General features: G+C 60.0%; 13 protein-coding genes. 1 reads left to right on the forward strand and 12 read right to left on the reverse strand.

The features are described 5' to 3' along the window. Window position 1: 1 nt before the first annotated feature. The 12 genes from urtC to GR198_RS08675 form a co-directional block, all read right to left on the reverse strand. The gene (gene urtC / locus GR198_RS08620; protein ID WP_164068314.1) at window positions 2–1,141 is read right to left on the reverse strand and encodes an urea ABC transporter permease subunit UrtC; all 1,140 of its coding nucleotides are present in this window, start codon (window positions 1,139–1,141) and stop codon (window positions 2–4) included. 1 nt (window position 1,142) lies between these two features. Next, window positions 1,143–2,036, reverse strand: a complete 894-nt coding sequence (gene urtB / locus GR198_RS08625; protein ID WP_164068316.1) for an urea ABC transporter permease subunit UrtB — start codon at window positions 2,034–2,036, stop codon at window positions 1,143–1,145. A gap of 149 nt (window positions 2,037–2,185) precedes the next feature. Then, window positions 2,186–3,436 carry a transporter substrate-binding domain-containing protein gene (locus tag GR198_RS08630; protein WP_164068318.1) on the reverse strand — a complete coding sequence of 417 codons (1,251 nt, stop codon included), beginning with the start codon at window positions 3,434–3,436 and terminating at the stop codon, window positions 2,186–2,188. 247 nt (window positions 3,437–3,683) lie between these two features. Further along, the gene (locus GR198_RS08635) at window positions 3,684–4,292 is read right to left on the reverse strand and encodes an ANTAR domain-containing response regulator (protein WP_017956939.1); all 609 of its coding nucleotides are present in this window, start codon (window positions 4,290–4,292) and stop codon (window positions 3,684–3,686) included. A gap of 11 nt (window positions 4,293–4,303) precedes the next feature. Then, on the reverse strand, window positions 4,304–5,455 hold the full coding sequence (locus tag GR198_RS08640) for a transporter substrate-binding domain-containing protein (RefSeq protein ID WP_164068320.1): 1,152 nt from the start codon (window positions 5,453–5,455) through the stop codon (window positions 4,304–4,306). 470 nt (window positions 5,456–5,925) lie between these two features. Beyond that, complete coding sequence (locus tag GR198_RS08645; protein WP_164068322.1) at window positions 5,926–8,169, reverse strand: glycoside hydrolase family 95 protein; 2,244 nt, start codon at window positions 8,167–8,169, stop codon at window positions 5,926–5,928. Window positions 8,170–8,171: 2 nt separating this feature from the next. Further along, window positions 8,172–9,269 (reverse strand): ABC transporter ATP-binding protein, encoded by a 1,098-nt coding sequence (locus GR198_RS08650; protein ID WP_164068324.1) that lies wholly within the window; start codon window positions 9,267–9,269, stop codon window positions 8,172–8,174. A 37-nt stretch (window positions 9,270–9,306) separates the two neighbouring features. Beyond that, complete coding sequence (locus GR198_RS08655) at window positions 9,307–10,341, reverse strand: LacI family DNA-binding transcriptional regulator (protein ID WP_164068326.1); 1,035 nt, start codon at window positions 10,339–10,341, stop codon at window positions 9,307–9,309. 140 nt (window positions 10,342–10,481) lie between these two features. After that, on the reverse strand, window positions 10,482–12,533 hold the full coding sequence (locus GR198_RS08660; protein WP_164068328.1) for an alpha-L-fucosidase: 2,052 nt from the start codon (window positions 12,531–12,533) through the stop codon (window positions 10,482–10,484). A gap of 4 nt (window positions 12,534–12,537) precedes the next feature. Continuing rightward, window positions 12,538–13,359, reverse strand: a complete 822-nt coding sequence (locus tag GR198_RS08665) for a carbohydrate ABC transporter permease (RefSeq protein ID WP_164068330.1) — start codon at window positions 13,357–13,359, stop codon at window positions 12,538–12,540. Further along, on the reverse strand, window positions 13,356–14,315 hold the full coding sequence (locus GR198_RS08670; protein WP_164068332.1) for a carbohydrate ABC transporter permease: 960 nt from the start codon (window positions 14,313–14,315) through the stop codon (window positions 13,356–13,358). Before GR198_RS08670 ends, GR198_RS08665 begins: the two co-directional genes overlap by 4 nt. Next, a complete protein-coding gene (locus GR198_RS08675) occupies window positions 14,315–15,622 on the reverse strand; it encodes an extracellular solute-binding protein (RefSeq protein ID WP_164068334.1) in 1,308 nt (435 codons plus the stop codon). Before GR198_RS08675 ends, GR198_RS08670 begins: the two co-directional genes overlap by 1 nt. Window positions 15,623–15,777: 155 nt before the next feature. Between GR198_RS08675 and GR198_RS08680 the strand changes: the two genes are divergently transcribed. Further along, window positions 15,778–16,617, forward strand: a complete 840-nt coding sequence (locus tag GR198_RS08680) for an SDR family NAD(P)-dependent oxidoreductase (RefSeq protein WP_164068336.1) — start codon at window positions 15,778–15,780, stop codon at window positions 16,615–16,617. The last annotated feature ends 810 nt before the right edge of the window (window positions 16,618–17,427 follow it).

Below are 17,427 nucleotides of genomic sequence, written 5' to 3' on the forward strand. Positions count from 1 at the left end.
GTCACAATGCCTCGCTTTGTTGCTGCAACGGTGAAGATGCCGCGCCCGGTTTGAGCCGGCGGATAGACTGCCGCAGCACATCATGTGCAAGGCCGCCAAGGCCGCGCGGCATGAACAGAACGACAAGCACAAAGATGAGACCGATGATCGCCTTCCATGCCTCGACCAGCGCCTCGGTCTCGCTGACCTCCGCCTCGATCATGTTGATCAGGATTGCGCCGATGCAGGCGCCAAGCAGGGAGGAGCGGCCGCCGACGGCAGCCCAGACCACCATCGTCACGGAAAAGGACAGGTCCATGAACGTCGGAGACGCAAACTCTGCGACGACCACGTAGAGCATGCCGGCAACGCCGGCGATCCCCGCCGAAATCACGAAGAAAAACACCTGGTAGAGCGAGACGTCGAAGCCGAGATAGCGGGCGCGCACATGATCGTCGCGGATCGCCTGCAGAATCATGCCCGCGCGGGTTTCAACGATGAGACGGGCACCGATGAGCGTCAGCGACAGGCATGCGGCACACAGATAATAGGTCGCCCGGCTGTAGGGATCGAATTTGATGCCGCCGATCGTCAGCCAGCCAAGATCCGTCAGGCCGTTGAAGCCGTTTGTCACCGGTTGCGCATCGACCATGACGAGACGGACAAGCAGAACGAGCGCCAGCGTGATGATCGAGACGAAAACGCCGGAAATGCGCTTGCGGAAAACCAGCATGCCGAGTGCTCCGGCAATCACCACCGGAAGCACGATGCCGAGCACAAGCCCCACCGACTGGCTTTGAAACGGAAGCCAGAGGAAGGAGCCCTTGTTGATGCAGCAAAGCTCCGTCGGCGCGCCGGGCTCGGCATTCCAGAGCATGAAATCAGGAACCGGCTTGTCGGAGCCCTGTTGGAGACTGGTCAGGCTCGACAGCTTCAGCGACATGGCCAGCATGTAGGCGCCGAGACCGAAAAACAGTCCCTGGCCGAGATTGAGAATACCGGCATATCCCCATGTGAGCGCGATGGCGACGCCGAGCATCCCGTAGACCAGGTATTTCGAAATGCGGTTCAGCCAGAATTCGTCGCCGAAAACGGGGGCGGCGAAGATCACCGCGATGAAGAGCACATAGGCGGCGATCTGGAATTTCCGTTCGATGCTCATGTCAGCGCCCCTTGAACGAGAACAGCCCGCTGGGCTTGACGAGAATGACGAGAATGACGACCCCGAACACGACGGCACGTGCCAGGATGTCGTTCGTACCGATGGCGACCAGCGCATTGATTTCGCCGAGCAGCCCTGACGACAGGATGGTGCCGAAAAGGCTGCCGACCCCGCCGGTCACCACCACCATGAAGCCGTCGACGACCATCGTCGTGCCCATGTCGGGAAAGACGGTCTTGAAGCCGGACATCATGACGCCGGCGACGCCGGCAAGGCCGGAACCGAAAGCAAATGTCATGGCGTTGACGCGTTTCACGTCGATGCCGCAGGATGCGGCCATTTGCGGGTTCCGGATGATGGCGCGAACCTGCATGCCGGCCGCCGTCCGGTAGAGAATGAACCATGTCGCCAGTGTCAGCGCGGCGGTAACGGCGATGATGAAGGTGCGGTAGGCGTTGATGTCAGCGCCGGCGAGCCTGAACGTGCCCTGCAGGTAGGCGGGCACCGCGACGTTCTGCAGGCCGGCCCCAAGACCTTCGACATGAATGCCGAAAAAGGAGAGGCCGAATTCGAGCCGCACGGCCTGTTGCAGGAGGATGGCGATCCCCCAGGTGGCGAGAAGCGTGTCCAGCAGACGGCCATAAAGCCGCCGGACGACCACCCGCTCGATCAGCAGACCGAGCAGGGCCGTCACGACGAAGGCCAGCGGGATCGCAAGCAGAAGGCTTGCCTTCAGCCAGATGCCCGAGAGGACGGCGACATAGGCGCCGATCATCACCATCTCGCCATGGGCCATGTTGATGACGCCCATGGCGCCGTAGGTGATGGCAAGGCCGAGCGCCACCAAAAGAAGAATCGATCCTAGACTAAGGCCGATAAAGAGAATGTCGAGCATAACGCCACCATTCGTGAGAAGGGCGGGCCGAACTCTCCTGCGCCTTGCCCCTCCTGAAGGAAGGATGGCAGCTTGCGGAAAGAGTGGAGGCCCGCCTTACCGAGACATGATCCCGCCACCCATGGATGGCGGGACGACGCGGGGAGGGGTCAGCCCTTGAGCTTTGCGGCGTCGAGACCGCTGCTGGTGCAAAACAGATTGCTCTCCGTCTCCCCATAGGCCGAATAGGGCAGCGGCTTGATCGGCGCCGGATAGGCATCGACCACCTTGCTCTGGCCGTCCGCCTGCCATTGCCCGATGCGCGGCGTCAGCCAGCAATGCAGGTTGTCGGGGTCGGTGGTCACCTTGCCGCCGGGCGCTTCATAGGTTTGGCCGCGAATGCCGGCCCTGATCGCGTCAGCTGAAAGATCGCCGGATTTTTCGACGGCCTGCTTCCACAGGAAGACCTGGAAATAGGCGGCTTCGAGAGAATGGTAGGTGACGGCTTTCGGATCGTTGACGAAGGTCCTGAAGCGGTCGATGAAGCTCTTGTTCGCCGGCGTGTCGATCGACATGAAATAGGGGAAGGAGGTGTAGCTTCCGGCCGCATATTCGGCGCCCATCGCCGCGATTTCGATTTCGGAGGTGACCGTCGCGCAGATCGGCAGGACCTCCTGCGAGAGCCCTTGGTTCTTGAACTCTCGGTAGAAGGCGATGATGGAATCGCCGACCACGTTGGACAGGACCACGTCGGCACCGGATTCCTTGATCTTGCTGACCATGACGGCCCATTCCGAATGGCCAAGTTCCAGATATTCGTCCGCCACCCACTCGGCGCCGGCTGCCTCGATCAGCTTCTTGGAAACCTTGGCCATTTCGCGCGGATAGACATAGTTCGAGCCGACGATGAAGAATTTCTTCTTGCCCAGTTTCTCGACGATCCAGGGAATGTAGTTGGAGAGCTGCTGGTTCGGAACGGCGCCGGAATAGACGACGTTGCGCGAGCACTCGAACCCTTCGTAATGCGTCTGGTAGAACAGCATCGCGCCGCGTCGCTCGAAGATCGGCAGCACGGCTTTGCGGCTGGCCGATGTGTGGCAGCCGAACACGGTCGAAATCTTGTCCTTGAGGATCAGTTTCGAAGCCTTTTCGCTGAAGGTTTTCGGATCGGATGCACCGTCTTCGACGACCACCTCGACGGGGCGACCGAGAACGCCGCCGGTCGCATTGATTTCGGCCACGGCCATCATGACGCCGTTTGCCAGAAGCTTCTCGGCAACCGAAAGCCCGCCCGTCTGCGAGTAGAGCGCGCCGACCTTGATGGCATCGGCTGCAAAGGCCCGGCTGCCCAGAGCCGGCAGGGCGAGTGCGGCGGAAGCGGTCGCTGCGGTTTTCAGAAATTCACGTCTGTTGAACACCATCTTGGTTCCCCTTTTTTTGATTGGCGCACACGGCGGCGTGGCCCGCCCAACGGCGAGGCTTTAATGCCGGTAATGAGTAGAGAACTGACGTCACTGTCAGCAGACAACAAAAAACCCGCCAAGCCTGTCACAGCCTGCGGGCACCTTTGCCATCACCGCATCACGGCAGCGCCGCGTGCAACAGCGGCACATGGCTTCGTCAAACGAAGGGATGTGCCGGAGGTGTTTGTTTGAAACACATGAAAAACTAATCATGTTTTTGGGAAGGGCGCAAGAGCTGTTCGGCGTTGATAATCGAATTGGCGATTTCATCGATCGGCACGCGCCGAGCCATCGCCTGCTCGCGCATTTCACGATACGCCTCATTCTCGCTGGTGCCGCGATTGGCCATCAGAATGGCTTTGGCCCGGGCAAGTTTCTGGTCGCCCAGTACCTTGCGCTTGTATTTGCGCGCTTCCTTGACGAGCTTTTGCCGCTCCAGCCACAGGTTGCGGGCGATGGCGAGATTGGTCAGCAGACCAAAGGGTTTGATCGGTCTTTCGACAATGGCGAGTGCCCCGCTTTCCAGAACGATCTGCAGCGTCGAGGGGTTTTCGTAACCGACGATGGCAAGCATGGTCGGGGCAGGATTGGGGAAAGACTTCAGCAGGCGTTCGATTTCCGGTCGCGCCTCATCTTCCATAGCAAGGAAGACGACATCCGTGCCGTGCGGCAACTCGGCAGGCACCGGCCAGAGGCAACTGACCGTACAACCGATACGGCGCAGGTGATCGACGAGGAACTCTCCTTCGGATGTCCAGGGATGGATGACCAGAACCTTGAGATCCCGCAAATCTCTGAGAAGGGCGAAAGACATCGTCGCTCCTCTCAAACCTGAACACGATGTGGGAAAGTCCGCGTCAAGTCCGGGCGATATTCGCGCATGAACGGGTCTGGCGCCACCCGGAGCGACGGATCGTAGACGATGTCGTAGCCGCCCTGCGCATTCACTTTGGCAACCCTTGGCCAGAGATGCGTGTGGTTCGTCAGCCGGTCGATCTTCACTGCGCCCTGTGGCGCATCGTATTCGACATCGTAGAGAGCCGGCAGAAGTTCCTCCTGCCTATCGCTGCCGGCACGCTGCAAAGCAGCCGCATAGAGATAAACCTGGAAATAAGCCGCTTCGGCCGGCGCGGTTGGCAGCATCTCCAGGCCGTATCGCTGTTGGTAAGCCGAGACGAAGGCGCGGGCGCGGGGTGTATCCAGTGAGGCGAAGAAGGGGGCTGCGGTGATATGACCCTCGGCCACCTCCGGTCGCATACGGATCACGTCCGCCTCGCTGGTCGATTGGCTCGCGATCGGCATCGTTGCCGCATCGAAACCGGCCTCCTTGAACGCCGTGTAGAAGGGAATGATACCGTCGCCGACGATCGTCGAATAGATGACATCCGGCTGTGCCGCGCGAATATGCCGGATGATCTTGGCAACGTCCTCGCTTTTGAGGTTCAGGGGAACATACATCTCGTTCAGGACCTGTCCGCCCAGCTGGAGAAACAGGTCGCTGATCGTCCGGTTGGATTCATAAGGATAGACGTAGTTCGAACCCACAAGGAAAACCCGCTTTCCATAGTGCTCGGTCAGGAAGTCGACGAGCTGGACGGAGTTTTGATTGGGGGCTGCACCCGTATAGATGCAGTGCCGGGAGTATTCGAACCCCTCATAGAGCGTCGGGTAGAACAGCAGTGCATCACGGGCCTCGATGACGGGCAGAGCGGCTTTGCGGGTGCTCGACATATGGCAACCGAAAACGACCCGGACCCGGTCTTCGTCGCAAAGCTTAACCGCAAGTTCCTTGTAGCGATTGGGCGTCGATTGCGGATCGTACACGACGGGCTCGATCGTCCTGCCGAGCACGCCGCCGGCCGCGTTGATCTCATCGATCGCCAGCAAGGTCGCGGCCCTCTGGGTTGTTTCGACGGCTCCCGTCACACCCGTTTCGGAGAACAGCACACCGACCCGCCAACTTTCTGAATGCATCATCGCCCACCAAAAAATAATAAAGCTCCCGCCCGTTTCCGGTCGAGAGCTACCCTGCTCATGGAATATCAGCGGCTCATTGAAGCCTGCCAATCCATGATGTCAGTTTCCGTGTCCGGTGACAATAGCGGAACGAAAGGCCGTTTATGGTTATCGGCTTGCATCCTCAAGGACCATCGCAGCACCTTTCATCGCGATCATCGCGATCATCGCCGTCGGCCTTCGCAAGCGATGCTTCATCGTCGCCGACGGCAATGCCCGGCAGAACTTCTTCCGGCCGGTACGGTCTCACCGCGGACTGTGCCATCAGCCGCCGCGTCGCGCGAATGGCATCCGCTGTTGTCAAATAGTGTTCGACAATGACAATCTCGGCGACGTCTGGCGTGTAGCCGCCAAACCCGTCTCCGACAGATCGGACAATCCGTGTGCCGCCCTCAATTGAGAGCTCAGCCCAGCACGTCGTCCGCGCGGATTTAGCGGAACTCGCTTCCACCCTCGAAAAAACTTTCACCAGCGGCGAGATCGACTTTGCGTCGCGTTTGGCCGAAGCGAAGGATCGAACTGACATTGCGCGAGGCCGTGAGCCTGATTGTCCGCGGTTCGCCATCCTCCCAGTCAAGGTCGAGCAGCATGCCGCCGCGCAGCCGCAAGCCACGGATCCTGCCGCCCGGCCATGCCGTCGGCAACGCAGGGAGTAAATGGATTTCCCCCGGGCGCGATTGCACGAGCATTTCCACGATGCCTGCTGCACCGCCGAAATTTCCGTCGATCTGAAAGGGCGGATGAGCATCGAACAGGTTTTTGTAGCTTCGTTCCGGTGTGAGAAGCAGTTTCAGTACGTTGTGGGCATGGTTGCCATCGCGCAGCCGCGCCCAAAGATTGATGCGCCAGCCGATGCCCCACCCCGTCGCGTCGTCCCCGCGGATCTCCAGTGAACGACGGGCGGCGGCCGCGAGGTCGGGCGTTCTGTCGATGTCGATCTGCCAGCTCGGATAAAGGCCGTAGAGATGCGAGACATGGCGGTGATGCATCTCCGGCGCCTGCATGTCCCAGTCTTCGAGCCATTCCTGCAACTGGCCATTTGCACCGATCCTGTCGGGCGCAAGGCGCGGCAGCACACGATCGATGTCGGCGACAAGATCGATCTCTCCACCGATTGAGACTGCGAGAGGACGCAGGAGACCTAAAAAATCGCGGATGAGTTGACTGTCCATCGCCGGACCGGCGCAAATCGAAGCTCCGTACGGGTGTGCGTTTTCGGGTGAAAGCGACGGGTTCGTCACCAGATAATCCGTGCCGGGAAACGGGACGAGCACGTCGAAGAGGAAGTGCGCCGCCTCCCGGGCGATCGGAAACAGTCGACGTCGCATCGCTTCTGCGTCATCAAGGTAGTCGCAAGCGTCCAGCAGCTGCGCCATCAACCAGATACCGCCCGTTGGCCAGAGGCCCCATTTGGCGCCGTCGATCGGTCCCGTTGCGCGCCAGAGATCGGTATTGTGATGCATGACCCAGCCGCGGGCGCGATAGTGTACGTGTGCCATCGCCTTGCCGGTCTCGGCAAGCTCTTCGGCCATTGCGACGAGCGGCTCGAGGCACTCGTGCAGATTGGCCGGTGCCGGCAGCCAATAGTTCATCTGGAGATTGATGTTGGCTGTGTATTTGCTACCCCAGGGCGGATCCGTTTCCGGATTCCAAATGCCCTGCAGATTGGCCGGTTGCGTCCCGGGACGCGAGGAGGCAATCATCAGATAGCGGCCGAACTGGACATAAAGCGCCGCCAGCGCCGGATCATCGCCACCAGCGAATCCAGCGATACGTTGGTCGGTTGGAAGCGACGCTGCGGGCGTCGATCCGAGATCGATGGCAAATGCGCTAAACAGCCGCCGATGCTCCTCGATATGGTCGTCGCGCAACGATACGAAGTCGCGCGAAGCGGCTCTTGCGAGCCTATCGACGATATCGCGCTCGGGATGTCCCAACACGTCGTCGTAGCGCCTGAAGCTCGTCGCCGCATCGAGAAAGACCAGAACCTCGTCAGCGCATTCTACCGACAGGCCACCCCCCGAAGCGTTCACCGTTCCACCGCTGTTGATAAGCCGGATGCCAAAGGCGAACCGGAGAGCGGCGGCAATGCCGGATTCTGCTTTGCCCTTGCCCGAAAAGCTCAGCTGGGATCCCTCGCCTATGCGCATCTCTCCCTGCTGTAGACTGTCGATGGAGATCCGGCAGCTGATCGCGCGTTTCCGGTCGGCCGAGAGGCGTAGGACGAGCACACCATCTACTGGCGACACGAAGGCTTCGCGCAGGTAGGCGATACCGTCGGCAGTGTAAGACGACGTAGCGATGGCGGTATCGAGATCGAGCGCACGCCGATACCCGGAGACGCTCTCGCGGTGATCGAATTCGAGATGGAGATCGCCGATAGACTGGTAGGACATCTGCTTGATCGGCCGTGCCATCAGATGTTTCTCGGCCAGCGCCTCGGCGTCCGCATAGCGGCCGTCGAAAATCAACTGCCGCACGGTTTCCAGATGACCAAAAGCGTCTGGATTGACGGGCTGATAGGGACCGCCGGCCCAGAAGGTGGATTCGTTGATCTGCAGGTGCTCGCGCAGAGGATCGCCGAAGACCATGGCACCGAGCCGGCCGTTGCCCAGCGGCAGCGCGTCGGTCCAAACCTGTGCGGGCGTATCGTACCACATAAGATGAGCGGTCATGGCTATTCCGCCGGAAGGGTGTTTGCGGGGCGCGTCCCGCGGATGCGCTCACCGTCCCCATCGAAGAGCAGGGCCCTTCGTGCGGGGAAGCCGGCAGTGACGATTTCTCCGGGGCGGTGGATGGTCTCGGAGCGGTCCTCGATGATGACGGCCTGCCCGGAATTCAGCGTGCCATAGATGAAACGGGTGCCGCCGAGATTTTCCACCACGTCGACCTTGAGGTCGATCGCGCCGCCAGCATCGTCGCGTCCGCTGAAGTGCTCGGGCCGAATGCCTGCTTTGATCGGAATGTCGCCTGCGCCGTGCAAGAGACCGGTCTTGAAGACAGCGCCGCAATCGAGGCTAACCACGCCACTGGGATCCAGCGTGCCATCCAGGAAATTCATGCGAGGCGAGCCGATGAAACCGGCGACGAAGAGGTTGTCGGGGTCGGCATAGAGCGTATCGGGCGTCCCTGTCTGCTCGATCTTGCCGGCGCGCATGACGACGATCTTGTCGGCGAGTGTCATCGCCTCGGTCTGGTCATGGGTGACGTAGATCATCGTGGCGCCGATGCGCCGATGCAGCTTGGCGATCTCGACACGCATTGAGACTCGGAGCTCGGCATCCAGGTTCGACAGCGGTTCGTCGAACAGAAAGACAGCCGGATTGCGCACGATCGCCCGGCCGATCGCGACGCGCTGGCGCTGGCCGCCCGAGAGCTGAGCGGGCTTGCGCTTGAGCAGGGGTTCGATCTGCAAGGTGGCGGCCGCAGCGGCGACGCTCCTGTCGATATCGGCCTTGCTCATGCCGGCCATGCGCAGCGAGAAGCCGATATTCTGCTCGACCGTCATATGCGGATAGAGGGCATAGTTCTGGAAGACCATGGCGACGCCGCGCTCGATCGGATCGGCCTCGTTCATGCGTCGCCCATCGATCTTGAGATCGCCAGCGGTGATCTTCTCAAGGCCGGCGATCATACGCAGCAGCGTCGATTTCCCGCAGCCGGAAGGGCCGACAAAGACAGTGAAGGAGCCGTCATCAACGCTTAGATTGAGCCCTTCGATTGCTTCGAAACTGCCATAGGACTTGTCGATATCGTGTAATTCTACGCTGGCCAAAGCTTCCTCCCTTTAACCGCTTGGCGGGCAGAACGCGTCAGGTGATCCGTCGCGTCGAGCCCCGCAAAATGATGTCGCATTCAAGAACGACGCTGCGGGTCGCCCCTCCTGATGGTTCCGTCAGGCGTTCCACGAGAATGTCGGTGATGGTCTCGGCAATGCTGGCGACTGGCTGGGCGACGGCCGTAATGCCGGCCTCATAGAGCCGGAAGATCGCCACGTCGTCGAAGCTCGCAAGCGAAATGTTCTCGGGCACGTGCCGGCCATTCTCCTTCAGCCAGCTTAACGCCCCGACCGCCATGCCGTAGTTGGCGGAGAAAATCGCGGTCGGCGGGTTCTCCAGCGACATCAGCCGCTTGGTCGCCTCATAGCCGCCGTCCATCCGCCAGTTGCCGCGCGCTGCAAGCGTCGGATCGATCGTAACTTCCCTGTCGCGCAACGCCTGCTCATAACCCGCCAAACGCTCGATGCCCGATGAGTTACGCGGATCACCGGTCAGGATGCCGATGCGGCTATGGCCGAGATCGATCAAATGGCTGACGATGCGGTGGCTCGCGCGGTGATTTTCGACCATCACCCGGTCCGCCGCGAGCCCACGCACGTCGTTATTGTAGAAGATGATCGGAATGTCGTGATGGATCAGGTCGTCGACGCGATCATAGACCTCAGCCGTGCCGTCCATGACCAGTGCATCGACGCGTTGCGCGGCAAAGAAATCGAGAGCCTCGGCGACCACGCGCGGATCGCCGCCATGACAGTAGGTCAAGAGCGCTCGTCCGGTCTGACGCACGGAAATGGCCAGATATTCCAACATCCGGGCATGGAATTCGTCGAAGGTCGGCACCAGGAAGCCGATCATATGGGTAAGGTCGGTACGGATCGAGGCCGCTGCAGCATTGCGCCGGTAGCCCAGATCCTGGATTGCGCGCACGATCTGTTCGCGGTTCGACCGGCGGATCGTCTGGCCGTTAAGATAACGGGACACGGTGCCGACAGCGACGTCCGCCACCCTGGCAACGTCGATAATCGTGGCTCCGCGTCTCTTTCCGGCCGTCTGGTCCGTCTGTCGCATGTCGAGCGGGCTCCTGCACTCATTGAGGGGAAATAGCGCCAGGGGAAGCGCTTTTCCGTCGTATAGCCCAGCGCTCTGCCGCCCACCAGCGTTGCGGGCGGCAAGAGCAATGTCCGACGGTTCCCCTACCTCGACCTGCATCAGACGCCTTCGAACACCACGGCTCTGTGGATATGCAGGCGCGGCACTGTGATGCTGATGGCGCCGTCTGCGCCGGCTTCCCAGGCCAGATCCTCTCCGGTCATGGCATCGAAAACCCGCTTCGGCTCTGCCGGCAACCGCACGCTGGCGTTAACCGGGCCGATCGCCGGGATGTCCTCGATCATTTCCATCACCCGTGTCGAGCCGTCATCGCCACGAACATCCTTGCCGCGGATCTGCGGCGGTCCGTAAAGAAGATGCAGGATGTGGCGATTGTGCCCAATCTGCCGGGTCAGCGTTGCCCGGCCGGATGAGGGAAGATCGGTAACCATCGCCGGATCGGGAACGAGACGATCGAGAAGCCCGCGAACAACATATTTATAGAGCGGCTGGCCAATGGCCCGGTAAAGCCGAAAGATCGGATAGGCTATATAGGCGGTGCCCCCATGCTCGGTCACGGCAGCGCCAAGCATATCAGCGGCTGTATCGTCCGGAGCATGCTGGTGCGAGCAGAAATGTTTGTAGGACCGGTTGAAGTAGGAGGGGTAGATACCGGCCAGCACCGTTGCGTCGACCGCGCGGACGGTTTCGGCTTCATCGTAGAAAACGAAGGCCGTTTTCGGCATGGACGGATCAAGGTCCTTGCCTGCTTTCACATAGCTCGGTCTGAACGCGACCGGTGTTGGCTGCCGCTCGATGCCGAAATCGACAGCAAATGCACCATCTTCGCCGATGCCCGAATGCCAGGAGGCGATGATCTTGCCGCCACCGGCGAGATAGGCTTTCAGCCGCGCCGCAAGGGCAGCATCGACCGGGATTTCATCCGGCAGGATCAGCAGTCGGTATTCCTCGAAATGAGCGGAGCTGTCGAGCACGTCGAAGGGCCGCTTCAGTTCCTGCAGCATCTGTGCCGCGCCATCGTCGCTCGGATGGTTGCGCGCTCCCTTGGGGTTCATATGCTCGGCCGACAATATGGCGATCTCGGAGACCTGCTTGGCGCCATCCAGAAACGGCTCCAGCTTTTCGACGCGTCGATAGGCCGGGGCGATCGAGGCATAGGTATCAGGATTGATGGCGCCGTTCGGATGCAGCTGGTCGCCGACCAGGCACTTCGATCCGAGCGCAATCATTTGCGCACATTCATATTCCAGCGCGTCGGGGTGCTTGAATCCGCCGAACTCGCCCCACGAGGTGTGGAACTTGCCTGTATGAGCCAGGAAATCCATGCCGAGCGTTGCCGCGTAGCGCGCGCTGGACGGAAAGTGATCGTAACCCCAACCGCCCGTCGGCAGGCTTTCGAGCTCGAGATGGGAATAGGTGGAAAAGCGCTTCGGGCCTTGCTTGTGGATATGTCCGCAATTGTAGAAGACGCGGAGATTCGGGAACTCCTTGAACAGCGCCTCGCTCGTTTCGCGGCGGAACTGTTCGTTGACGGCCTCGTCGTTTTTCAGCCGGTCCACCGGGTTTTCCGGATCGAGACCCTCGCACTGCATGCGCTCGATGCAAGCCGGGCAGACACAATCCGGCGTGAGGATGATATCGAAGAACAGACCCTGCGTGGGGTAGCTTTGCGCGACTTCGCGCGCCTGATCGAGAATGTATTTCCGAAGGCCGGCATGGTTGAGGCAGAGCGTATGCCACGCCGGGCTGAGCTGCTTGCCGGCCGACGGGTCGTCCGGACGGTCGTGATGGTATTGGTTCGACGCGGTCATGGCGCGCCATTCGGGATGTTCGCGCGCCGACAGCTCGTCCCACTGTACCGATATATAGATCGGGCTTTCGATATCGGCCGCCGACAGGGCCTTCACCATGTCGCCGAGGAGGTCCGGGCGGGCCAGTTGCGGATGCGGCTTGCCGACCTTGGTCGGGTAGTAGGACCAGCCGTGATGGCACTTGGCGAAGATCGTGATCGAGTCGACATGCGCCGCCTTGAGTGTTGAAATGAAGGTATCCGGATCGAAATCTGCGCCGATGCCGGGAATATGTTCCGACGTATGGAAGTCTAGATGGATCTGGCGGTAGCGCAACGGCTTGTTTGTGGTGCTAGGCATGGTCCTATTCCTTTGCGCCGGTGCGGGTTTGAGAGCCGGCGGCGAACTGACGTTGGAAGACAAGAAAGACGAGGAGGGGAACGATTGTCGTGATGATCGCCGCCACCGAGCGCAGGTCCCAATTGATCTCGTAGCTCCCGGAGATGCGGGCGAGCAGCACGGGCAGGGGTACATCATTGCGCAGGAAAAGCATCGGCAGCAGCAGGGCGTTCCAGGTCCAGAGAAACTGTAGGATGCCGACGGCGAAGATCGGCGATAGACTGTTCGGCAGTACGACATGACGGAAAGTCGCAATCGGTCCGCAGCCGTCAATCTTGGCTGCTTCCACGAGTTCGCGCGGGAAATCCTCGAAGAAATTCTTGACGAGGAAGATCGACCAAGCGAAGGACATCCCGACATAGGGAATGAGAACGGAGAGAATGTTGTCGATCAGCCCGAGATCGCGCCACAGCGTGAAGAGCGGAATGATCACAACCTGCTGCGGCAGCACGAATGCGTTGATGATGATGATCAGCAAGATGCGGCGGAACGGGAAATTGAGGAAATGGAAGGCGTAGGCCGCTGCCGGCGTCAAAACCATCGTCAGCGCCGTCGCAATCCCCGCCGTTTTCATCGTCACCCACATGGATTGGGAGAGCGGATATTTGTCCCAGACTCGCTGCCACGCATCGAAGGTCAGATCGAAGCGATCGAAGTGCCACCAGCCAAGCGAGACTCCCTCGGGAGGACGCAGGGAAGTGACAACGATACCGACGATTGGGATGACCCAGATGCAGGCGATGGTGCCGACGAAGATGACAATCCAGCGGGGAGCCTTGCCGATCATTTCGCACCTGCCGTTCGCTGGATGATGGCGGGGATCGAGACGATGAGCACGGCCAGCAGCAGGATGACAGTCGCGGCGGCGCCATAGCCCAGTTTGAACTGGGTCATGGATTCCCGGTACATGAAATAGCCGACTGTCTCGGTTGAGCGCACCGGTCCGCCACCCGTCAGGATATAGATGATGTCGAAGGCGCGAAGCGCACCCAGAAGATTGATGAAGACCGCGACACGGACGCCGGGCATCGACAGTGGCATCATGATATGGCGCATAGTCGAGAGCGGCTTGGCGCCGTCCATATAGGCTGCTTCGAGCACGGATTTCGGGATTGCCTGGATGGCGGCGAAGATCAGCATCAGGGGCAAGCCTACACCGCTCCACGATGCGGCTATGATGAGTGCCCACAGCGCCGTATTGGCATCACCGAGCCAAGCATGCGAGAAGCCGGAAAACCCGAAAAGCTGAATCAGCGAATTGAGCAGGCCGCCGGCATCGGCCCTGTAGATGCCGATCCACATGTAGCCGGAAACAGCCTCCGAAATACCGAAGGCTGCAAAGATCATCACGCGGAACGGCAGCGTCTGTCGTGGCGCGAACGCGCACGTCATTGCCAGAGCCCAGCCGATCGAGACCGAAATCACCGTCGTCCCGATCGTGAAGATCAGGGTCGTCAGCAGCGTGCTGCGAAAGGCGGCGTCCGAAAACAGCCGCACATAATTGCCAAAGCCGATGAAGGAAGGTTTCCGCAGGCCCTGTATGTCCCAGAAGCTCAAGCGGATAGTCTCCACCAGCGGATAGACCACGGCGACGGCAAAGAGCACGATGACAGGTGCGATCAGGATCAATGCGGCGGGCGTGTCCCTGAGCAGACGCCGGCGGCCTTCAATGCTGACCGCCAGCGGAGAAACCTGCATCACGCCCGCCGCTTCCCGTACCGGGGAAGCGGAGGTGCCAGCCATCAGTAGGAACCCTGGGCCTTGGTTTCGATTGCCGCAAGGACGCTATCGATATTAGCATCCGAGGGATCCTGCAGAAATTTCTGCAGCTGCACGCGATATTCATCGACGAGATCGCCGGGCAGGAGATCTCCGAGCACGAATTGCAGCTTCGAGCTTGCGACCGCTGATGTCGCCACCTTCTGCGTCTCGCCATAGAGCGACGTGTCGGTATTACTGCTGGGTGACGCATAGCCGTTCTTGGCAAGAATGTTGGCGGCCTCGGCGCTTGTCCAGAAATCGAGGAAGGCGTCGGCTGCTTTCGGATTGGGGCCGTTTGTCGTGACGAGCAGTTCCTTGGTATCGACGCTCGACGTGTCGTCATGACCCATGCCGAGGGCGGGGAACTGGAAAAGACCGTAATCCTTACCTTCGGTGAGTTTGTAGTCGTTCTTGGCGCGGTTATTCATCCACATGCCGATCAGCAGGTAGTTTTTGGCATTCGCCTGGAAGATCTGATCGGCTTCCCCGTCCCAGTCGTTGGCGAGCATGCTGTTCGGCGCGCCGCAGCAGCCCGCGGTCAACATTTCGGCATACTTTGTAAGCGCATTCTTCACGGCCGGATCGGTCCACGAAATTTCGTGCGCGCCTAGCTTCGAAGCCGTCTCGACGCCTGCCGTTCTCAGTAGCAGTGTTTCGAACCATTCGGCATGCGCCCAGTATTTGCCGGGAATGGCGACCGGAGCCGCGAACCCAGCTTTTGTGAGCTTCGCAAAGGTGGCAACGAACTCGTCCCAGCTCCTCGGCAGCTCGATGATGCCCGCCTTGGCAAGGTGCTCCTTTTTGTACCAGATGCCGGAGCGGTTGCCGAAGGTGTAGGTCAGGCCATAGGTCTTGCCGGCTATAGCGCCGAGTTCCTTCCAGGATGGGCTGATGAGCCTGTCCCAGCCGAAGGACTTCCATTGGTCGTCGATCGGCCGCAGCATGCCGGCATCGAGCAGTTCCTTCCGGAAGGCCGGCCAGGTGTTGTAGAGAACATCGACCACTTCGCCGCCCATGAGTGCCGTGCGGATGCCACCGCGCATGTCTCCTTGGCCGGTAATGGCAACTTCCCTGATCGTCACTTTCGGATATTTCGCCGTAAATGCATTCTGGATCTGGTGCATCATGTCGAGCTCGGAACCACCGAGCCAATTCAGCACCACAAGTTCGCCGCTCACGGTATCCTGCGCGTTGGCGCTGCTCGCCAACGCCATCAATGCGGCACTTCCCGCACCCGCAAGCAGGGTGCGGCGACGTATCTCATGCGTGAATCCACTGCTGTTGGTCATGTCACATCCTCCCAAACGTTGACTTTGCCCTTGGCACTCAATTTAATTGAAACGTTATCATCTATCTTGAAACTGGCAAGGGTTTTGTCTGATAGTGCTCAACGAGTCGAACCGTTGCGTTGCGGCGGCGGCACTACACAGGATAGGAGCACAAAATGACCCGGCTTAAGCACAGCGTAGCGGTCGTCACCGGTGGCGGTAGAGGGATCGGTCGGGAGATCGCGCTCCGGCAGGCGCGAGAAGGCGCCAGGGTCGCAGTGCTTGCGCGAACCGCCACTGAGATCGAGGAAACAGCCTCGCTGATTGAAGATGAGGGCGGGCAAGCGATCGCTGTGACGACCGACGTTACCCAATACAGCGCCGTCGAAAGCGCTTTTGCGCGGATCGCATCTGAGTTGGGACCGGTTGATACGTTAGTCAACAATCACGGTTCTTTCCAGGCTTTCGGACCGATATGGGAGTGTGACCCTGTTGCCTGGTGGCGGGATGTGGAAATCAACTTGCAGGGGACGTTTCACACCTCCCGCTCGGCTTGTTCGACAATGTTGGCGCGCGGCAGAGGCCGGATCATCAACCTTGTTGGCGGAGGGACGGGCAATAGTTTCCCACACGGCTCCGGCTACGCATCGAGTAAAGCAGCGATCATGCGGCTGACCGAGTGTCTCAATGATACGACGATCGCTCATGGCATACGCGCCTTTGCCGTCGACCCGGGGCTCGTACGAACCGACATGACGGAAAAGCAGTTGTTTTCGGAGGCGGGCAAAACTTATCTGCCCGGCATCCAGCAACTCTTCGATGACGGCGTCGATATCCACCCTTCTCGAGCTGCACTTCTTATCGCGGACATCGCCGCCGGCCGTTTCGATGTGCTTGCTGGTCGCCTCTTGCGCGGCGTCGACGATCGAGACGTGCTCGAAAAAGAAATGGACACTTTGGCTAAAGCCGATGGAAGGGCATTGCGCTTCAGCGCGATAGAGCAACAGAAGCTCTGAGGGGGTTTCGATCCTCCCTTCAGTTCCATAAATAGCTGTTACACCACAAAGGTCGAGTTTTCAGCATCCTAGAAAAGAGGCTGTTGGGCCGTGGTATGTATTCCATCAAGAGCACTAAAACGGGCGGGGCCTCGGCTGATTCGTATCGATTTGCAACGATGCTTCGAGTCTTTCTCGCAACACCTGAGCGGGAACTGTAATCTTGGACGGATTTGGCTGGATTAGAGTGTTTCAGTTGCGGTATCCGTAGGACTGCGAAGCGATTTGCGCGAGCGGGACAGCTAGAGAAAGCACGTCCGCATCTCCTAAAGCGGGACCTTGATGAACGCGGATATGATAGCCGCTTGGGCGGTGGAAAACGTCTCCACCATCAGCCCGACTGAGCGGTTGGCAGTGACGTGAAGTCATCCTGGCCAGTTGCCCGACCAGCCTCCCACGAACATTGCGCGACGTAGCGACATTCGCAAAGCCCAGCTCGCGCTCATCGACGAGATCGTTGAGAGATTTGAAGCGACATACCTCCGGCTTTGATTGCCGCGCCGAATAAGGGCGATCGACCGTTGCCAGCCGGCAGGTGAGCCCATTCTCACGCCATGCCCGGATGTTTACCGCTCAGGATGAAGATCTTGATTGCGCGTGATGTTGCATCGTCCGCGCTTCATCTGCGACGAGAGGGACGTGATGCCGCCTCGCGGATTTGCCATTTCCGCCTCCGTCTAAACCTTCCACTTAGTTTGCGTGCGATCGCGTCCTGCCCCGGCTTTTGGTCCTGCCAGGCTCGCGCCGCCCGCAACGGCTTTGCCGTCCTCC

The sequence above is a fragment of the Rhizobium leguminosarum genome, from assembly GCF_010668065.1.
Classification (GTDB): domain Bacteria; phylum Pseudomonadota; class Alphaproteobacteria; order Rhizobiales; family Rhizobiaceae; genus Rhizobium; species Rhizobium leguminosarum_S.